General features: G+C 38.6%; 13 protein-coding genes and 2 pseudogenes. 12 read left to right on the top strand and 3 right to left on the bottom strand.

What is annotated here, in order from left to right:
- Positions 1-4 precede the first annotated feature (4 nt).
- The 8 genes from bla (at position 5) to PROCOU_RS08860 (ending at position 10,417) form a co-directional block, all read left to right on the top strand.
- Positions 5-928, top strand: a complete 924-nt coding sequence (gene bla / locus PROCOU_RS08895) for a class A beta-lactamase (RefSeq protein WP_036071584.1) — start codon at positions 5-7, stop codon at positions 926-928.
- A 486-nt stretch (positions 929-1,414) separates the two neighbouring features.
- A complete protein-coding gene (locus tag PROCOU_RS08890) occupies positions 1,415-4,057 on the top strand; it encodes a cation-translocating P-type ATPase (protein ID WP_036071581.1) in 2,643 nt (880 codons plus the stop codon).
- Positions 4,050-4,991, top strand: a complete 942-nt coding sequence (locus PROCOU_RS08885; RefSeq protein ID WP_036071578.1) for an L-lactate dehydrogenase — start codon at positions 4,050-4,052, stop codon at positions 4,989-4,991. The genes PROCOU_RS08890 and PROCOU_RS08885 overlap by 8 nt, the downstream gene beginning before the upstream one ends.
- Positions 4,992-5,186: 195 nt before the next feature.
- Positions 5,187-5,567: an AI-2E family transporter gene (locus PROCOU_RS08880; RefSeq protein ID WP_036071575.1), complete on the top strand. Its 381-nt coding sequence runs from the start codon at positions 5,187-5,189 to the stop codon at positions 5,565-5,567.
- 185 nt (positions 5,568-5,752) lie between these two features.
- The gene (locus PROCOU_RS08875) at positions 5,753-6,301 is read left to right on the top strand and encodes an AI-2E family transporter (protein WP_051994307.1); all 549 of its coding nucleotides are present in this window, start codon (positions 5,753-5,755) and stop codon (positions 6,299-6,301) included.
- A gap of 75 nt (positions 6,302-6,376) precedes the next feature.
- Entirely contained in the window at positions 6,377-7,900 is a 1,524-nt protein-coding gene (cls, locus tag PROCOU_RS08870) for a cardiolipin synthase (protein ID WP_036071573.1), read from the top strand.
- Positions 7,901-8,187: 287 nt separating this feature from the next.
- Complete coding sequence (yjeM, locus tag PROCOU_RS08865) at positions 8,188-9,684, top strand: glutamate/gamma-aminobutyrate family transporter YjeM (RefSeq protein ID WP_036071571.1); 1,497 nt, start codon at positions 8,188-8,190, stop codon at positions 9,682-9,684.
- Between the two features lie 523 nt (positions 9,685-10,207).
- A complete protein-coding gene (locus tag PROCOU_RS08860; RefSeq protein WP_036071569.1) occupies positions 10,208-10,417 on the top strand; it encodes a hypothetical protein in 210 nt (69 codons plus the stop codon).
- 49 nt (positions 10,418-10,466) lie between these two features.
- On the opposite strand, the gene PROCOU_RS08855 is transcribed toward PROCOU_RS08860, so the two are convergent.
- On the bottom strand, positions 10,467-11,438 hold the full coding sequence (locus PROCOU_RS08855) for a linear amide C-N hydrolase (protein WP_051994306.1): 972 nt from the start codon (positions 11,436-11,438) through the stop codon (positions 10,467-10,469).
- 540 nt (positions 11,439-11,978) lie between these two features.
- Between PROCOU_RS08855 and PROCOU_RS08845 the strand changes: the two genes are divergently transcribed.
- A complete protein-coding gene (locus PROCOU_RS08845) occupies positions 11,979-12,878 on the top strand; it encodes a helix-turn-helix domain-containing protein (protein ID WP_149023647.1) in 900 nt (299 codons plus the stop codon).
- A 55-nt stretch (positions 12,879-12,933) separates the two neighbouring features.
- On the opposite strand, the gene PROCOU_RS18070 is transcribed toward PROCOU_RS08845, so the two are convergent.
- Both PROCOU_RS18070 and PROCOU_RS18065 read right to left on the bottom strand, forming a co-directional pair.
- Positions 12,934-14,430 carry a glycoside hydrolase gene (locus tag PROCOU_RS18070; protein ID WP_208855807.1) on the bottom strand — a complete coding sequence of 499 codons (1,497 nt, stop codon included), beginning with the start codon at positions 14,428-14,430 and terminating at the stop codon, positions 12,934-12,936.
- A gap of 7 nt (positions 14,431-14,437) precedes the next feature.
- A complete protein-coding gene (locus tag PROCOU_RS18065) occupies positions 14,438-15,262 on the bottom strand; it encodes a hypothetical protein (protein WP_208855806.1) in 825 nt (274 codons plus the stop codon).
- A gap of 113 nt (positions 15,263-15,375) precedes the next feature.
- On the opposite strand from PROCOU_RS18065, the pseudogene PROCOU_RS08835 reads away from it, so the two are divergent.
- The 3 genes and pseudogenes from PROCOU_RS08835 to PROCOU_RS08825 all read left to right on the top strand — a co-directional run bounded on the left by PROCOU_RS08835 (position 15,376) and on the right by PROCOU_RS08825 (position 17,434).
- Positions 15,376-16,270: pseudogene (locus tag PROCOU_RS08835) on the top strand (PhzF family phenazine biosynthesis isomerase).
- Positions 16,271-16,318: 48 nt separating this feature from the next.
- Positions 16,319-17,057 (top strand): annotated as a pseudogene (locus tag PROCOU_RS08830) (DUF2238 domain-containing protein).
- Entirely contained in the window at positions 17,054-17,434 is a 381-nt protein-coding gene (locus PROCOU_RS08825) for a VOC family protein (RefSeq protein ID WP_036071561.1), read from the top strand. The pseudogene PROCOU_RS08830 and the gene PROCOU_RS08825 overlap by 4 nt, the downstream one beginning before the upstream one ends.
- Positions 17,435-17,479 lie beyond the last annotated feature (45 nt).

Genomic DNA, 17,479 nt, shown 5'->3' with positions numbered 1-17,479 from the left:
AAAGATGTTTTTCAAAAAATGTTTTCTAGGATTGATGTTTCTTTTCGCTGTAACAGCTTTAGCCGCGTGTGGTAGTGCTGATAAAGAGGCTACAGCTGAGAAACTGAAAAAGATACCTACACAGAAGGAAGGTCTAAGTAGTGTGGACAAGGAGTTGAAAAAACTGGAAGAAAAATATGATGTGACGCTGGGGGTTCAAGGCATCAATTTAGCTGATAACAAGCAAGTTAGCTATAATGAGCAAGAACGGTTTGCCTACGCGTCCACATATAAAGCGATTGCTGGTGGATTATTACTTAAGAATTTGACGGAAGATCAACTGAATAAGCGTATTAAATTTTCAAAAGAAGACTTAGTTGACTACTCACCGGTAACGGAAAAACATGTGGAAGATGGGATGACTGTCAAGGAACTTATTAACGCGGCAATGATGTACAGTGATAATACGGCTGGAAATGTTTTATTTGATCAATTGGGCGGACCTAAAGGCTATCAAAAGGAACTGGCGAAAATTGGTGATAAAACAACGCAAGCAGACCGTATTGAACCGGAATTAAATGAAGCAAAGCCTGGGGATAAGCGTGATACAACGACACCAGAAGCAATGGCAAAAGGGCTCTCATTTTTAGCGACAGAAGGAAATATGGCGGCTAATCGTTTGGATTACTTCAAACAAACATTAATTGATAATACAACTGGTGATAAATTAATTCGCGCAGGTGTTCCAGATGGCTATGCAGTTGGTGATAAAACGGGTGCAGGTTCATATGGCACACGTAATGATATTGCGGTTATCTATCCTAAGGGTAAAAACACAAAGCCACTCGTTTGGGTTATTTTTTCCAAAAAAGCAGGAAAAGATGATAAATATGATGATCAACTGATTGCAGACACAGCAAAAGTACTTAGTGACTTTTTTGCTTTATAAATAAATGGATGCCAAATCTCCTGAATATAAACATCTCTGTATGATTTGTGTAAAGCATCATTTTCGCCTTATCCATTATGTTGGGTAAGGCGATTTTTGTACTTTACTTAGAGTTATATCATAGCCTGTTCTTGATGGACACTACTTTTTTGACGAAAAAAAGAAATCAATGTGGTTCGGTTTGCGACCTTTTTATGGTATTATTAGAGATGAAAGTGAGACTTAAGTGCGAAGGGGATTGTACTAAACCTTTTTTGCAATTGCATTTTTCATACTATTTACAATTAGTCGTTGGTTTCACTTTTAAAGGCTGCTGATGAGAAAATTTTTATAGAAAGGGTTTTAGTCTTTTTTTTTCGGGAATAGATAGAATAGCGAGAGCCATTACATACACCATCAAAACACGAATTGTAAGATTACTTTAATAGTGCAATCATTTTAGAGATCGTATCACAAGTTGGAAAACAGAGTGTGGAGGTAATCAGGATGAAATGGATGGAAAAAGAAATACAAGCCATTTATACAGCGTTGCATACGAGTGCTGAAAAAGGGTTAACGAGTGCGACTGTGTCTAAGAAAAAGGCAGAGTTCGGACCCAATAAGTTTGAGGAAGGACAAAAGGAGACATTACTTGCTAAAATTGGGCACCATTTGCTTGAAATCACGACGATTATTCTACTTGTAGCTGCAGCCATTTCGCTTTATTTGGCGATTACGACGGGTTATGGGTACCCGAAAGTCATTGTTATTTTGGCGATTGTGGTGCTGAATATGGTGCTCGGGATTTATCAGGAGAACAATGCAGAAAGGGCGCTTGAGGCACTGCAAAACATGAATGCACACATGACATTAGTAATTCGCGATGGTGTGAAACGAGAAATTGATGCGACAGAGCTACTACCTGGTGATGTAATTGAGCTCAGTGCGGGAGATATGATTCCGGCAGATGCACGGATTATTGAGAGCAGCAGTTTGCAAGTCGAGGAGTCGGCACTAACAGGAGAAAGTTTGCCAGTGGAGAAGGATGCGAACGCGATTGTGACGGATAAGGCTCCACTTGGGGATCGCTTTAATATGTTATTTTCGGGATGCTTGGTGACAGGTGGCCGCGCTCGTGCGGTTATTGTGGAAACCGGGATGCGTACGGAAATGGGTAAAATTGCAAGCCTGATTAATGCGACGAAGAAAACGGAGACGCCGTTACAAAAACGTTTGAAAGAGCTTGCGAAGCGCTTAAGTGTTGTGGCACTGATTGCCGGTGTACTCGTGTTTGGGATTGGATTATGGCACGGTGAAACAATAATCGAAATGCTTATGATTGCGGTATCGCTTGCGGTTGCAGCAGTTCCTGAGACGCTTCCAGTTATTGTAACGATTACACTTGCTTATGGCGTTCAGAACATGGTGAAAAAAAATACGATTATTAGACGAATTCCTGCTGTAGAAACAATCGGTAATACATCGGTAATCTGTTCGGATAAAACAGGTACGTTGACGCAAAATAAAATGCGAATTCAGCAAATTTGGTCGGTGGGTGTGACACCAAAATCAGCAGATGAAACATTTGATGCGCAGGAAAATGAATTACTGGAAATGTTGAGTTTATCAAATAACGCGACAATTGAATTTACGGACGATGTGGAAACGATTATTGGCGATCCGACGGAATCTTCTATCATTCGTTTATTGAATGAGAAGGGATTAGTAAAGGCAGATTTGGAGCAGAAGTCGCCACGGGTATTTGAACTGCCGTTTGATTCGGAACGTAAGTTGATGACGACGATTCATGAAGTGGATGGCGGGTTTCTTTCGATTACAAAGGGGGCTTTTGACCGAATTCCGGTTGCTTTTTCGGATGAATTACTAGAGCAGGCGCGCGATATTCATGATCGGTTTGCAGAGAAGGCACTGCGTGTCATATCTGTGGGGTATAAGCGTTATGCAGAAATGCCGGAGGATTTGACGGCGGAAGCGCTTGAACATGATTTAACTTTTGCAGGCATGGTTGGTATGATTGATCCACCGCGACCTGAGAGTAAACGCGCAGTTTCAGAGGCGAAGCGTGCGGGAATAAAAACTGTCATGATTACAGGAGATCATATCGTGACGGCTTCAGCGATTGCTCGGGAAATTGGCATTTTAGAGGATGGGGATAAATCGATTACTGGTGCTGAGCTTGCGGAGATGTCACAGGAAGAATTAGAGCGTACGGTACGTAATTATGCGGTTTATGCACGTGTGAGTCCTGAGGATAAAATTAGAATTGTACAAGCATGGCAGAAAAATGGAGAAGTCGTGACGATGACTGGAGATGGTGTGAATGATGCACCGGCCTTAAAAGCTGCTGATGTTGGTGCTGCAATGGGGATTACGGGTACTGACGTATCTAAAAATGCAGCAGATATGGTCATTACAGATGATAATTTTGCGACGATTGTGGATGCAGTTTCGGAAGGGCGGACGGCCTATGAAAATATTCGCAAAACAATTTATTTCTTGCTCAGCACGAACTTTTCACAGATTTTCATTATGTTTATTGCGATTACACTTGGATGGGGTGCGCCGGTTGTTGCAGTTCAATTGCTACTTATTAACGTGGTCGCCGATGGTATTCCTGGTTTCTGCTTAAGCCGTGAAAAGGCAGATGCTAACGTAATGGATCGCGCACCGATGAAGAAAAACAGCGGTATTTTTGCGAATGGTTTGGGTGCAAAAGTCGCGACGCAAGCCGTTGTGTTTACCGTCGTGACGCTGATTGGGTTTTATATTGGAAGATTCGTCGATATCAATGCGGAAATCGGCGCGAGTGCAGAGGTTGGGATGACAATGGCATTCGTCATTTTAGCATGGTCTTCTGTTTCCCATATTTTCAATGTTCGTAGCGATGACTCTATCTTCAAAATCGGTTTTTTATCTAATAAGCCACTATTCTTTAGCGCGATGCTATCGATGGTGATTATTCTACTAATGGTTTTGATTCCACCTGTTGCAAATATGTTCTATCTTGTACCAATAAGCTTGACGCATTGGTTGCTGGCATTTGGATTATCTGTTTTCCCATTAGTATTTGTAGAAATTCAAAAAGCGGTCAAAAATCGCAAACAAAAAGGAGACGAGAAATATGCGTAAAGACAAACAAAAAGTAATTTTAGTGGGTGCGGGAGATGTTGGAGCAAGCTATGCCTTTGCATTGACGTCGCAAAGCATTGCACGCGAAATTGGGATTATTGATTTAAACGTAGGTAAGAAAACTGGTGACGCGTTAGACTTATCGCATGGTCTGGCATATACTTCACCAAAACAAATCTATGTTGCGAGCTATGATGATTGTGCAGATGCAGATCTTGTCGTTATTACGGCAGGCGCAGCACAAGCTCCAGGTGAGACAAGATTGGATTTGATTGGTAAAAATTTAAAAATCACCAAAGCAATTGTGGATAGTGTCATGGCAAGTGGCTTTGATGGACTATTTTTAGTAGCGTCGAATCCTGTAGATGTCTTAACGTATGCCGTGTGGAAGTATTCCGGGTTACCAAAACACCGTGTCATCGGTTCAGGGACATCTCTTGATAGTGCACGATTCCAACAAGCACTAGCTGAACTTGTTGGTGTCGATGCGCGTGATGTACAGGCCTACACGCTTGGCGAGCACGGTGACAGTCAATTCCCAGTCTGGTCTCATGCTAATATTGGAGGTCTGCAAATCAAAGAATGGATGCGAGATCACCCAGAAATTACTGACGGTGTTTTGGATGAGCTATTTCATAAAGTTCGCGATGCTGCATACGAAATTATCGAGCATAAAGGGTCTACCTACTATGGTATCGCAATTTCACTTGCGCGGATTACAAAAGCTATTTTTAACGATGAAAATGCTATTTTGCCACTTTCTGTTTATCTAGAAGGTCAATATGGGCATCACGACATTTATATTGGTTCGACGGCGGTTATTAATCGTGAAGGAATTAAATTCATCATTGAAATGCCGCTAAACGAAAAAGAGCAATCAGACATGGATAAATCAGTAAACGAGATTAAGTCTATGATGCACGACTTCTTCTAAAATTCACCCAGCAGGTCGAGAAAACTGCATTTTCGTTTGCTAAAAGCTGTGTTCCGATTCATGCATAAGTCGTATGCTCCGCTTCGGTGCTCGCTTTTGCCTAGGAACTACAACCTTCTCTACCTGCTGGGTTTTGGTGATACATACGGATTTTTTCGCGAAAACATGATTATATATAGAAGGTTGGGAATTGGAATGGAGCAGAAACAAGAAGAGCATCGTGAAAAATCAGGTTTAGAGAGGCAGAAGCATTTTTTGATTCGGTTTTTGTATTTTGCTAGTATTGTCGTAATTATTTTACTTTTTATTAAATATGTATTGCCATTGACATACCCGTTTTTAATCGGATTTGGGCTAGCTTGGATGTGTATGCCACTGACTCGTTTGCTCGCACGTAAGACGAAATGGAATAATCGCAGTGCTTGGGGGCTTATCGTTATGTTACTATTTTATGCGATTCTTAGCGGTTTACTCATCCTTGGCATGCTAGAATTGTTCAAGTTCCTCGGCAGTTCTATCGGTCATATTCCTAGTTATTATCAGAATGATATTTTGCCAGCGTTGAAAAAAAATTGAGGACTGGGGCGCGGATTGGATTGAAAATATTGCACCGGATCTCGTCCAACAGTACTATCACGTTTTCAATGCTGTTATCGCTAAGGTTGGGAGTTTCGCACTCTCATTATCAGGCAGTATTGCGAGCTGGGTTGCTTCTGTGACGCTCTCATTACCAAGTATCTTTATCTTTTTTTTCATTCAGCATGTTATTCTCTTTTTTCATCGTTTGGGATTTCGATAAAGTCGGTGCATTTATGCGAAAACAACTGCCAGATCGCGTGAATGAAACTGTACAAAATGTGCATAAACATTTCAAAACAACAACCGTAGATTATATTAAAGCATACCTTATTATCGCTGGTATCACTTGTGTTGAGCTTTTCATCGGGCTCACAATTCTAGGCGTTCCAAACGCGATTTGGATTGCTCTAGGAATTTCTGTTTTTGACATGATTCCGGTATTCGGAACGGGTGGCATCATGATTCCGTGGGTACTACTCGCGTTCATTAATGGTGATGTAGCATTTGCCATCGAACTTCTTATCTTATACATCGTTATTACCGTTATCAGAAATATTATCGAGCCTAAAATTCTTGGGACTAAACTTGGTCTAAATCCGGTAGTAGCACTGTTCACGCTTTACATCGGCTTACAACTCTTTGGTATCATTGGTCTTATACTAGCACCAATAATCACGGTTATCGTAAAAGACTTACACGACGCTGGTAAGTTCAAAATTTGGAAATACTGATACCTTGTACAGAACAGGACAAATTCCCCATTTCCATGTATAATTAGGAGATAAACAATAAAAGGGAGCTATCAAATGCAAAAATTAATTCAGGTTATCGTTATGTTAGTTTTATTTTCTCTAGTCGGTTATTTCCTGTACACATGGTCAGGGGCCATCTTAGCTTTTGCAACAATCGCTGGAGAAATTGGAGCTGTCATCATTGCGGTGCGCCTACTTCTTTGGGATCAGCGAAATACCAGCTCAAAAATCGCGTGGTTAGCTGCTGTATTTTTTCTACCAGTATTTGGAGTAATTCTCTATCTATTCTTCGGTAGAAACCCACAAGGTCGGATTTTCACAGCTAACCAAGTTCGAGAAAAAGAAAAACTAATCGAGGCAATACATAATTTGCCCATTCAACAATCCGAGAAAAAGGTACCCGAGTTGTCACAAAGCCTTTTTTCATTAACTGATATTCGACCAATCAATGGTAATAAGGTAACTATTCTAACCAACGGTTCGGAAACATTTCCAGCTATATTAACAGCATTACGCAAAGCAACAGATCATATTCATATCCAATACTACATTTACCGCCAAGATGAGATTTCTACTGAAATCCGTGATATTTTGATTGAAAAAGCAAAGGCCGGAGTTACAGTGCGTTTTATGTACGATGGCATGGGATCGGCTCATTTGAAAGACGAATTTTTAGAGCCATTAAAACAGGCCGGTGCCAAGGTTCATGCCTATGATCCGGTACGCTCCATCTGGATTGCGCGTACCGCAAATTTAAGAAATCACCGTAAAATGATTATTGTAGATAGCGAAATTGGTTTTACAGGGGGTCTCAATGTAGGCGAAGAATATCGTAGCAATACGCCAGACTTTGAGGTTTGGCGAGATACACATATGCAAATTGACGGCACAGGTGTCATTGAACTACAAGAATCCTTCCTATTTGACTGGGTTTACATGGAGAATCGTGCTGGTGCTGCCGACGAGTTTATTAGTGAATCTGGTATCGCGCGCTATCTCAATGCTAAGCCGGCTGATGTAGCAGATGATTGGGTCCAAATCGTATATGGTGGCCCGTATGACAAAGAAAAATGGGTGCGCGATTCGATGCTTGATCTCATGGATTCCGCAAAGAGATCGGTCTGGATTGCCAGTCCCTATTTTGTACCTGATGAAGAATCATTAGCTGTTATCCGCCGTATCTCGATGAGTGGCATCGATGTTCGTGTTATTATTCCAGGTAAAGGCGATCGTGGCGTTTCCTTCCATGGAAGTAATGCTTATATTCAAACGATGATTGACGCCGGTGCAAAAATGTATTCGTACCGTGGCGATTCATTCATCCATGCCAAAGTGATGCTTGTCGATGGAGAACGTGCGGCAGTAGGGACCGCGAATTTTGATATTCGTAGTTTCCGCTTAAATCATGAATTAATGGTTTTTCTCTACGATCGCTGTGATGCCATTGTGCAACTAGAACGCGATTTCAATGCTGACTTTCTTGAAAGCCATCTATTTACGGAAGCTGAGATGAAAGCTAAGTCAAGAACACAACGAATGAAAGAAACGTTAGCAAGTTTGCTGTCACCATTATTATAAGTAAGAGTTGTCTTCCTGGTCGAAAGCTACGCAGGTTGACAACTTTTTTAGTTATGCGCTCAGCCCTATACAAAAATAAAAATGATTAAAATTGTAAAATATAACCAATAAAACAGGTGAATAAACAGATGACCAATGGAGCTGAAATATGGTATAATCCATTTGTTATAACTTATTTATTGTATTGTCTGAATAAAAAACAGTTTTTTTAAAGTATAATATCAGATAAATAAGGTCTTTATTATCATTTTAGTAAAACAGAATAGTATGAAAATCGGAGGATACATATGACAAAACAAGTGAAAAAATTAACATTAATAGGGCTAATACTGATGATTTTTACATCAGTATTCGGGTTTGCAAATAGTCCCTCAGCATTCTATCTCATGGGATACGGTGCTATTCCTTGGTATATTTTATCGGCAATTTGTTTCTTTATACCGTACGCTTTAATGATGGCGGAATTTGGTTCGACCTACAAGAACGAACAGGGGGGCATTTTTTCATGGATGAATGACAGCGTTGGTCCACGTTTTGCTTTTATTGGAACTTTCATGTGGTTTGCTTCTTATGTTATCTGGATGGTGAGCACATCATCCAAAGTTTGGATTCCATTCTCCACTTTTATTTTTGGGGGAGATAAAACACAGGAATGGCGTTTATTTTCACTGACATCAACGCAAACAATCGGTCTACTAGCCATTATTTGGATGATTGTCATCACTTTTTTCGCTTCCCGTGGGTTAAAACAAATTTCAAAAGTAACTGCGGTTGGAGGAATTGCTGTTACAGGACTAAATTTGGTACTACTAGTTGTAAGTGTACTAATTATTATAGGAAATGGTGGAGAATTTGCCCAACCAATCACAGGGTGGTCATCTTTTATAGAGTCACCAAATCCATCCTACTTAACTCCGCTTGCAACGCTATCCTTTGTTGTTTTTGCTATTTTTGCCTATGGCGGTATTGAGGCGGTTGGCGGTTTGGTAGATCAGACCAAGAACCCAGAAAAGAATTTTCCAAAAGGGGTTATTATTTCGGCGATTGTTATCTCAGTGGGCTATGCACTTGGAATTTTTCTTTGGGGTATTAGCGCGAATTGGCTACAGGTACTTTCTGGTAAAACGACAAACCTTGGTAATATCACCTATGTTTTAATGTATAACTTAGGATTTGAACTTGGAAATGCGTTTCATCTGGGAGCAACAACTGCTACTTCAATCGGAACATGGTTTGCTCGAATTACCGGTTTATCCATGTTCTTAGCCTATACAGGGGCGTTCTTTACTTTGATTTATTCACCACTTAAAACCTTGATTCAAGGAACACCGGCAAAAGTTTGGCCGAAAAAAATGACGAGGTTGAACAAAGCAAATATGCCAGAATTTGCGATGTGGACACAATGTTTGGTAGTCATTATTATTATTTTACTAGCTTCATTTGGTGGGGATGACCCATCCGCATTTTACAATAAACTTACATTGATGGCGAACGTATCGATGACATTACCATATCTATTCTTAGCATTTGCCTTCCCATTCTTTAAAGCAAAAACTGGACTGAATAGAGAATTTGTTATTTATAAAAAGAAATGGCAAACCTATATTAGCACTGCAATCGTGCTTATTGTGGTCGGATTCGCTAACATCTTTACGATTATTAACCCATCATTGAATGGCGACTATAATAGTACGATTTGGATGATTGCAGGCCCTGTTGTTTTCGCTCTTGTCGCATATGTTTTGTATGAGTCTTACTTACTAAGAATAAAAAACAATAGATAGCAATTAAAAGAGCTTGTTCATTAGTGCCATCAATAGTGCTAGGAACAGGCTCTTTTTAAGCTGTATAGCTAAAAAATTTATTAACTATTAGTGTAGATAGAATGATAGACTTGAGGGATATAAACCAAAAAATGAATGCGGTACATCTGTGGTTTACTTAAAGTTGAGAGGATTATTGTGGTGTCATCGCCTGTTAATAGGGTATCTATTTTTATTATCAATGGGCACTTAGAGGGAAGTTTCTGCGTACTTACTTCATCAATAATAAGGCTGTTCATAAGATTCCGAATCATATGTGTTATACAAATCACACCTTTCGAATTAATAATTGATAAGGAAGAGAGGTGCCAAAAACTAAGACTAATAATGTTTGAATCAATGCTTTCATATTGTTCACTCCAATTTTGTAGTCTGATATAAATGCATACCATTCATGATGGAAATATTTATGTTATTCACAATTTTTTCTTGGCTAATACACGCTATTTTTGCTATAATTGTAAGGCAAGGTAGATATAGAAAAATGAAAACAAAGGATGGTGCTATTTATATGCAATCACGGGATGCATTAAAAGATGGCGAGAAAGATGTATGGGCAGAATGTTCTGAAGCGTTTCAAGTGATTATCGATAATATGCGAGCACAAACAGAGGAACAGCAACAGAAACTACAGAAAACAATTGACATGTTTAAAGAAAGACAAAGAGAGTTACAAGAAGAGATGGATAAATAAATCAGATTGATAAAAAGCTAGGAGCTATTGTTCCTAGCTTTTTATTTAGCTAATTTAGTGGATGAATTCTTAAGGTTTTCGCAACCTGGTAGCTTGTTATAGCTCTTTTATTTCCTAAATCAGCGGACTTTAGCCTTAGCTTGTAAACGGAGTGGCTGTGGATTGGTGTGAAGTAGTAACACATCGTATCTAAACACATAATAGCGCTATACTGGGTGTAACAGTCATCGTTTGCGGCTTCTTTTGAGATATTAACATGGCTGAGGAGGTGACGTATAGATTGGATAGCGTCTGTCTCATTCATCATAGATGGTAATGACTGTTTCAAATGACCAATCTTCATAAATCGATCTGCGCAATGATGGCCAATGGGAAATATATTTTTCTTTGAAAAAAGCTCAACAAAAAATCCCCAAAATTTATTTAAAGTGGAAGAAGCATGGGAGCTTCTACGGCTCTTTTTTTTTAACTTTCCAATGTGCTGATCTAAAGCGGCTGTTTCTGTTAGAATTTTGGCTGGATTTTCTTTAATGTTCAAGTAACCATCCTCAACAGTCACCGCAACGCATTTTCCATTAGTATCAGCAAGCATCCATTGCAGTGGGGCAGAAATGTCGAGCAGACCAATATCTGTACCTAAGATGTTCAAATAAGGTGATAATTCTTCAAACATTGGGATATCTTTACAAGTAGAGAGAATCCATAAGACTAACTCATGGGGAGCAATATTTACATGATTTTCAAGTTCTTCTGTAGAATAGCTGCTCTTCACTTGAGAGTATAAAGCTGTACAACCTAAGCCGTGCTCGTTAACGCCGTCAACATACAGATATTTATCTAGTTTTTTTCCAGCTCCAACAAATGAGTAATTTCCAATATAAACACTGCTATCAACATCTGAGTACCAAATATATTTTCTAGGGCAAAGGCTGGGCATCACGCTAAGATCAAAACCAAAGTCCATCGTTCTGGATAAGAAAGAATTTGAATTAGTTGTCTTTACAATAAAACTAGTACACATATTTATTCCTCCTCGTAAATAATCTATTCGTTATCTAGTTTTGAGAGCAGTCGGCTTCCTTGGGGTGTTATATAGTAAAGTACATCTGTATGATCAATTTGCGAGAATATCATGCCATACATCACAAGTATATCTAAGACGTAGGTGATAAGATTAATGGTATAAATATCGAGGTGATGATAACGACACGCTTTGGCCTCTTGTAAAGATAAACTTCTTATTTCTAAGTGTTTTAATAGTGATAAAGCGCATAACTTTTCTTTGACTGTATTTGTGTACATCTCATAATGCCTCCTTTATTTACTCTATCTGATTCCCTTTAGTTTAACATCTTAAAATTTATCTTTATCAAAATGTATAATATATGAACTTTCTTTGTTATAAGCATGGTGATGAACTATAATAAAATAGATACGTGTTCATGAGATATTTAGGTTTCTAATCGAATATAGTGCTATTTTTTACGAGAATATTTAGAGTAAGTAATTTTTATTTCTTTTTAAGGAGGATGGAATGAGACATTATGGAGGTACATTCAAGATGATTAGAGAGAACAAGTGCTTAACACAGAAGTATGTAGCCGGGGATGAATTATCAAGGTCGCTATACGTAAAGGTTGAAAGGGGTGAGGTAATGCCTAGCTTTATTAAATTTCAATCGATACTGCAACGTTTGAATTTAGGTTATGATGAGTTTTTTTTTTTGCACGATTCCTATAGTCTGAAAGATAGAGAATTGATAATTAAAGATTTTAAAAAAGTATCATATAATACTAGTTTATTTGTGATTAGAGGAATTGAAAGAAGATGTACGAAATATCTAATGACTGAAAATGATGTATTGATAAGGGATATTCATACTATTTGTGAAGGATTAGTTTTTCTGAAAAATCAGCAAGTACAAAAAGCCAAACAGCATGTGAAGCAGATTTGGGAGCGCTTATCCAAACAGGATCATCTTTATTATTTGGAAATTATACTCTTAAAAAACATTTTATTTCTATTTGATTTAGACATTACAGAAGAGATGGTTAAGAGGAGTATTAAAGAATTGGAGATGTATGAAGCTTTGTATGAAACTGCAGAATTACAAGTATCAGTGCTGGTAAATTACAGCTATCTTTTAATTAGAAATGAGGATATAGAAAAAGCGATGAAAGTTCTCCAATTTGGTAAGGAACTTTGTGCTAGTAAGAAACGCCCTGATTTGGTGTGTGATATTTATTTTTACAAAGCTATATGTTGCTATATTTCTAGAAAAAAGTATTTATACAATTACTATTTAAAAGAGGTGTTACAAATTATCTGTTTAGTATCTAACCCAGAGAAGGTTGAGGAAGTAATGGCTGAATTAGCGATTTTTGTGAGCTCGGAAGAAATTTCTAAAGTGAAAGGTAAGTATGAAAAATTAAAAAAGATTCAAATGAAATTTGAACTTTAAAATAGCCCACATCTATCAAAGAAAGAGTAACTTGATAGATGTGGGCTATAGCGTTTTAGTTTAGATTATCAGTGCTAATCTTTGTTATCTTACCATCATTGATAATCAAGGCAGTATGAGCTGGGACGCTATTTTTCTCTAGTGAAAAATTCTTATTTGAAAAATTAGCGATAACTTGCAATTTAGATCCGAACTCTGTTTTTTGAACAAGGCGATCGGAATCAAGTGTTTGGAAGTTAGTCATCTCGTGTTTCAGAGCTTCCTGCTGGAAAGGGGTCCAGTTTTTCATATTAGCGCTAATATCATCTTGATGTAGTTTCCAAGTATCTTCGTCAAGGTGGAACAGTGGCGGCGTATTGTATAAATATTCCTTTAGACGGCGCTCACCAGACTGATTTTTAATCTTATAACTATCCCATTCCCAATGGTGTGTTGTGATGACTGAACGATTATAAACTAACTTGAAAAGAGGGATGGAGTATACAGGACTTGTATAAATTGGCTTATATTCATCTTTGATAGGAACAATTTTGCTATATCGCGTTGGTGCTTTGCCATCCATCGAACCATATTTTCCGACAAAGTATGGGCTATCCTCGTTCTCACGCATATCAGGGTCATCCCATTTAATAACGGGTGTTTCCAATCCATGGGCAAAAGCAATGTGTGAGGCAGCGTAATCATTTCCACCCTCAGAGCCGATAACGAGTCCTTTTTTATTCAAGTAATCAAGGCGTTTCATCCGAGCTGCCGCATCTTCTTTTTGTGTTGTAGGATGTGCTTTTGCGAAGTCATCATGGAGCTCACCGGCCGCATCAACGTCCATAAACCAAGAATTAAAACCAATTCCTTCTGCCAAAATACCATCTACACGTGTTTTAACGGCATTGAAAACGAGCGTTGGGTTTAATTTGCGTCCTTTGCCCAGAAAACCTGTGAGCTTATCGCCTTGTTCATTTTCGACAGTTGCTTCTTCATAAAGTGTTGGATCCGGAAAAGAAGCGGTATTCCAATCAATACTGGCATCCTGCTGAATCGATTGATAGGAATCATACGGTCCTACTAGATAACCAGCCGCAGCTGCCGCATCTACAGAAAGGGGGTTCATTAGACCATTCACCCAATTAGGAAGACCAATCCAAGCATTTTTAATACCAGCTTGTTCCATCTCCTTGATAATCGCTGTAGAGTTGGATTGCCCCCAATCATTGATAGGTGTAGTCAAGCCCTGAATATGGCTACCAATTAGATGTTTGTTCAAATCATACAGTTCCTGCTCATTCAGGTTTTTAATACCTTTGTCGATATATTTTTTTGCAGTAACGTCTGGATTTTTGAATATGTCAGGATTATAAAGTTGAGGCATTTGTAAGGTGTATTGAAAAGCATTGAGTATCATATTTTTCTCGTATTGATACATTTCACCATTTTTAATGTTATCCAAGACTGTTCGGTACTCAGCTGAACCGTCCTCTCCGTATTTATCAAGTAACGTTCCCATCCAATCGAACATAGGGTTGTTGATTGATGTTTGAAGCTTATTCCAATGCACATCTGCCTCAGTTAAAACCCGACTGTTCCAAAGATAGGCATGAGGTGCACCATATAGTTTTTTTATCTCGGGATTTTGTTTTTTCTTTTTCAGCTAATGTGGTGAATTGATGATGGTCTTTGATATAATTTTGATAGTTTTTAGCGATTGCAACTGGGTTATTGTCTGTGATGAAAATCTGATACTTGTAATCTTTTTCTTTGTTGACAGATGAAAATGTATGATTGATGCTAAACTGAATACCAGGATCTGTTTGAAATAGAATATCGTTATTATATGTGTCTGGCATAACATAAGATACAGCGAATTTTTCTTTATTTAAAGTGAAGAATTTCATGGAAAAATACTCATTCATGGTTTGTTCGCCGTCTGTGGAAAAATACTTTTTCCATGCGGAATCATTTTTGGGAATCTGTTTTCCTTCTGAGATTGGTAGCGTATAATTTGGAGCATCCACCCGTGGCCATTCGAAGTGGGAGGTTTTTGGATTAGTTGAATGAATGGATACAGCTAATGATTTAGCTTCTTTTTTGATAGTGATATGAAGTTGATCATCAGGATAGTCCCAACTAGTTTCAGTAGCTGTTTTTTTAAGGTTAGTTACGGTACGCTTTTTTTGGGGTTCCGCAATGGTTTCGGTTGTGCCATCCTTCGTTACTTTTAGTGCGAATGTTTCAGGAATTGCTTCATATGTGAAATCACCTTGAGCGTATTCGATGCGCTTATTGTTCTCCTTATCGATTTGTGAAGATGTTTCGGCATTTGAATTGTGTGAGCATGCTGTACTAATTATGAGAAACAATGCCAAGCCCGCTATTATCATTTTTTTCATATTTTCTCCTCCTTAGGTTTGTTCGAAGCTAACTATAGCATGCTTATGTGACGCTAGTTTGACGATTTAAGATTATTTCCTGGGAAATAAATGATATAATTTGAATAAGGGAGTTGAGGAAGGTGAGAATATATCACTATGATGCATTTAGTAATATTCCGGGAAAAGGGAATCCAGCAGGGGTTGTGATAGAGGCAGATGCTTTAACGACAGAAAAAAATGCAGGGAATAGCGGAAAAGATAGGATTTAATGAGACAGCATTTGCAATGAAATCAGAAGTGGCAGATATTCAGTTGCGCTATTTTACGCCAGGACATGAGATGAATCTTTGCGGTCATGGAACAATGGCGGCAATTCATGCTTTGATAGATCACGATTTTTTGAATGAAAAAGGTGAAATTCGGGTAGAGACTAAAGTGGGTATTTTGAATGTGAAACTGGGCCGTTCTGAACACGGAAGGGTTTGGATGACGATGCAACAGGCAATGCCAGTTTTTGAGGCTTTCTTGGGTTCGCGGGCTGATTTAGCAAAATCCATTGGCTTAGTAGAAGCTGATTTGGCGGAAGAGTGGCCGATTATGTATGGTAGTACCGGAACATGGACATTGCTCGTACCTATAAAAAAATTAGCGAGTTTTGCGAAAATGAATCCAAATAATGATAGATTTCCTGCTATCCTTCAAGAGATGCCACATGCTTCTGTTCATCCTTTTTGTGTGGAAACATTTGATTATAGCGCAACGATGCATGCCAGGCATTTCTCATCCCCTTATTCGGGAACTATTGAAGACCCAGTGACTGGAACGGCATCAGGAGTTATGGGAGCTTATTACGCGGAGTATATGACGGATAATATCGATAAATCTTTTGAAATTATTGTGGAACAAGGAATGGAAGTTGGTCGTGATGGCAAAGTAGTGGTTCATGTGGAACGGCTAGATGCAGGTTATGCAATTGAAGTCACTGGAACGGCTGTTTTAGTTGGTGAAATAGGAGAATATTGCTAAACTCTGCTATAATTATTGTATTAGATAAGGAGATTGGAGATGAAAACGATGTTCAAAAAATTAAAAGGAGTTAGTATCGCGCAATGGATTGCAATCTTTATTTTCGTCTCAATGGGGATTTCGATGGTTTTTATCACGATTCAAATTTTCTTGGCGCCGATAGAGCAAACGCCGGGTGAGCCAAAAGTGACGCTTCGTAGCGATTATATTTTTCTGTTGTTTGAGTGTGTTTTAGGAGTTATTATTTTACTTTTACCAACAATTTTATCTCACCGTTTTAAATTTGAGATACCAGGTCTTGTGTATATTTTATTCCTTGTCTTTTTTATACGCATCTATTTACTTAGGAACTGTCCAAAAATTCTATTCCACAGTTCCGCATTGGGATAAAATTTTGCATACATTTAGTGGTGCGATGCTTGGAGCTATAGGCTTTTCGTTTGTCAACTTACTAAATAATGACAAGCACGTCGTCATGCAAATGAAGCCTGGTTTCATTTCTGTATTTGCATTCTGCTTTGCTGTTACTTTAGGCGCTTTTTGGGAAATCTACGAATACACATTCGATGGCTTGATGAACCTAAATATGCAACGCTATGCTATGTCAAATGGTACACCGCTTGTCGGGCGCGTAGCACTGGCAGATACGATGGGAGATATTATAGTTGATGTTCTCGGTTCGCTAGTTTTCGTTCTTATCGGCTATTGGTCGCTGAAAAAAGGACGACCATGGATGAAAAATTTTGAGTTTACAAAGAAAACAATGAAAGCAGGAGTGGTAAAATGAAGATAGAACATGTGGCAATTTGGGTGGCGGATATTGAGCGAGCTAAAACCTTTTATACGACCTATTTTAATGGGATTTCCAATGACAAATATACAAATGCCATGAAAGGTTTTTCGTCTTATTTTATTAGTTATCCCACGGGTGCAAGGCTTGAAGTTATGCAACGAACAGATGTTGTAGACACAAAAGAAAGTCCAATGTTAGGTTGGGCACATATTGCTTTTTCGGTTGGTAGTAAAGAGCGTGTGGATATATTAACGAAGCAACTTCAAGATGACGGCTATACGCTGGAAAGTGGTCCAAGAACGACTGGGGATGGCTATTATGAGAGTGTTATTTTAGATAGTGAAGGAAATCAAATCGAAATTACGGCTTAGCAGTAAGGAGGTGTGCCGAACTTATTCAGTGCATCTTCTTTATAA

The sequence above is a fragment of the Listeria rocourtiae FSL F6-920 genome (assembly GCF_000525975.1).
In the GTDB taxonomy this organism is placed as follows: domain Bacteria; phylum Bacillota; class Bacilli; order Lactobacillales; family Listeriaceae; genus Listeria_A; species Listeria_A rocourtiae.
Note: the sequence above shows the minus strand (reverse complement) of the source record. Positions and strands in the feature narration are given on the sequence as shown.